3 protein-coding genes are annotated in these 2,875 nt (G+C 72.6%); 2 read left to right on the top strand and 1 reads right to left on the bottom strand.

The genetic code is table 11. The annotated features are described in order from the left end of the window. Positions 1 to 128 precede the first annotated feature (128 nt). The gene (locus G6021_RS12025; protein ID WP_182641381.1) at positions 129 to 683 is read left to right on the top strand and encodes a copper chaperone PCu(A)C; all 555 of its coding nucleotides are present in this window, start codon (positions 129 to 131) and stop codon (positions 681 to 683) included. Continuing rightward, complete coding sequence (locus G6021_RS12020; protein WP_182641380.1) at positions 676 to 1,947, top strand: Dyp-type peroxidase; 1,272 nt, start codon at positions 676 to 678, stop codon at positions 1,945 to 1,947. The genes G6021_RS12025 and G6021_RS12020 overlap by 8 nt, the downstream gene beginning before the upstream one ends. A 114-nt stretch (positions 1,948 to 2,061) precedes the next feature. Here G6021_RS12020 and G6021_RS12015 read toward each other — a convergent pair. Then, the coding region (locus G6021_RS12015; RefSeq protein ID WP_182641379.1) for an SGNH/GDSL hydrolase family protein at positions 2,062 to 2,875 on the bottom strand (814 nt) is incomplete at its 5' end.

Genomic DNA, 2,875 nt, shown 5'->3' with positions numbered 1-2,875 from the left:
CGACCGGTTCCTCCTGGCCCGCGGAGGCACCCGCGCGCCGCCCGTGGCTGTGTGATCCCACCCCACGCACCGCCCGCGCCACGCGCCGGCGGGCGACGTCACACACCACACCAAGGACTGACACACCTATGCGTTCCCACACCCGTGCCGCCTTCACCGCGGCCACCGCACTGACCCTCGCCCTGACCACGGCCGCCTGCTCGGGCGACGAGGCCACCGAGGCCACCGGCACCACCGGCGAGACCACGATCATCGAGACCACCACCGTCGTCATCTTCGACGACGGCTGGGCCAAGGCCACCGGCACGGACATGAGCGGCGTCTTCGGCATCATCCGTAACCCCGGCGACGGCGACGTCCACCTGACCGGCGTCTCCGGCGAGCTCGGCGGGCGCACCGAGCTGCACGAGACCGTCCCCGGCGGCAGCGGCATGATGATGCAGGAGAAGGAGGACGGCTTCCTCGTCCCCGCCGGCGGCGAGCTTGTCCTGGAGCCCGGCGGCAACCACATCATGCTGATGGACCTGGACCAGCCCATCACCACCGGCCAGCAGATCACCCTGACCCTGGAGTTCTCCGGCGGCGTGCAGGGCGGCGGCACCGAGCAGGACGTCACCGTCTCCGCCCGCGACTTCCGCGGCGGCGAGGAGGAGTACGTCGGGGGCATGAACCACGATGGCTGACCAGGCCCCGCGCGGACTGTCCCGGCGGTCGGTGCTCACCGGCGGCGTCGCGGCCGTCGTGGGTGGGGGCGTGGTCGGTGGCGTCGCGGGTTACACGGGTCGGGGACTGGTCGACGACGACGAGGTGGTGCCCGACTGGAAGGCCGTCGCCGACTCGCGCGCCGTGGGGGCGGCCACCGAACCATTCCACGGCCCACACCAGGCCGGCATCACCACGCCGCCGCAGGCACACGCCGCCTTCATCGGGTTCGACCTCGCGACGGGAGCCACCCGCGCCGAGGTCCAGGGTGTCCTGCGGGCCTGGTCCCAGGACGCCGCCAGGCTCACCTCGGGCCGCGGCGGCCTGGCCGACCTCGAGCCCGAACTGGCCCGGGACCCGGCGCGGCTCACGGTGACCATCGGGCTCGGTCCCGGACTGTTCGACGCGGTGCGCATGCCAGAGAAGCGGCCGTCGTGGCTTCGGCAGTTGCCGGCGTTCCCGCAGATCGATCAGCTCGAGGACCGGTGGTCGGAAGGGGATCTGCTGCTGCAGATCTGTGCCGACGACCCGCTGATCGTCTCGCACGCCGCCCGGATCCTCGCGTCCGGCGTGCGAGGCGTGGCCGAGCAACGGTGGGCGCAACGGGGGTTCCGCAAAGCCGTCGGCACCGACCCGACCGGCCGCACGCAGCGGAACCTGTTCGGCCAGATCGACGGGACCGTGAACCCCGGGCCCGACGACGTGGACGTCGACCAGGTCCTGTTCTCGGACGGCAGCTCTTCAGACGGGCAGGTCCAGCGGTGGATGCGGGGCGGGTCCTCGCTGGTGCTGCGCCGCATCCGCATGACCATGGACACCTGGGAGGAGATCGACCGCACCTCCCGCGAGCTGAGCATGGGCCGGCGGATCGACACCGGTGCGCCGCTGACCGGGGTGGATGAGCACGACCCGCCCGACTTCGAGGCCCTCGACGAGGTCGGTCTGCCGGTGATCCCGCCCGAGTCGCACATTGCCCGGGCCCGGCAGCGCGATCGTGGTGAGGCCATGCTCCGGCGGCCGTACAACTACGACGACCCGCCGGAGCAGGGTCAGATCAGCAACAGTGGCCTGATCTTCACCGCCTACCAGGCCGACCCGGTGCGCACCTACATCCCTGTCCAGCAGCGGCTCGCCGAGCAGGACGCGCTCAACACGTGGACCGTCCCGATCGGGTCGGCGGTGTTCGCGCTCCCGCCCGGCGCGCCAGAGGGCGGGTACGTCGGACAGGGGTTGTTCGAGGGATGAGCTGACACACAGCCGCCCCCGGCGATGAACACGGGCGTGAGCTTCGGTTCACGCCGGCGTGCATCGCCGGGGGCGGCTGTGTCGGGAGTAGCGGGGGCGCCGGGAGTAGCGGTGTCAGATCGCCGCGGCGATGGCGTCGGCCATGGCCTGCTGGCCGAGGGCGGTGGGGTGGAACCCGGCGGCGTTGGTCGGTGCGCCCCCGAGGAAGTCGGTCCAGCGCTGGTCCGCCGGCGCGCAGGCGCTGCGGTCGACGTCGGAGGTGGGCAGCACCGAGACGTGGCCGTTGCGCCGGGCGGCGACGTCGACGGCGTCGTTGATGGCCTCGGCGACCCCGCGAGCCCACGCCACATCTGCCGGATTGAGCCCATCGGTGAATGCGCAGCTCCCGCCCTCGGCCGGCATGAGCGGCAGGTACTGGGTGGCCACCACTGTGGCGCCCGGCGCACGGTCCGCGATCGTCGCGTAGACGTCGTCGATCTCGCCGCCCTCGCCGAAGGTCTCCGCGATGCCGGCCGCGATGGTGGTGCCGATGGCGGTCTGGCAGTCCGGCGCGCCTTCGAACGGCCCCTGCTTGGTGATGCAGGCGACGATCGTGCCGAAGCCGACGTCGTTGCCGCCGATGGACAGCGTGACCAGGTCGGTGGTCGAGTCCAGCTCGTCGAACTGCGGCGGGACGCCCGTGCGCTGCGACACCGTGAGGTCGGGGATCTGGGCACCGCCGCAGGTGGCGTCGGTGAGCTCGCCCACGGCGGGGTTGGGGTCGAGGACGTTGGCGTAGTTGGTCGCGCTGCGGCCGCATGCCTGTGCGGTGGCGCCGTCGGCCAGCTCGGACTGGTCGCCGAAGGCCGCGTACGAGTCGCCCAGGGCCACGTAGGCCGGATAGGCGGGCTGGGCCAGGGCGCCGAGCGACCCGGACGCGGGGAGGGGC

Source organism: Dietzia sp. CW19, from assembly GCF_014145265.1.
GTDB classification, from domain to species: Bacteria; Actinomycetota; Actinomycetes; order Mycobacteriales; family Mycobacteriaceae; genus Dietzia; species Dietzia natronolimnaea.
The sequence above is the reverse complement of the archived record's forward strand: the minus strand, read 5'-3'. Positions and strand labels throughout refer to the sequence as shown.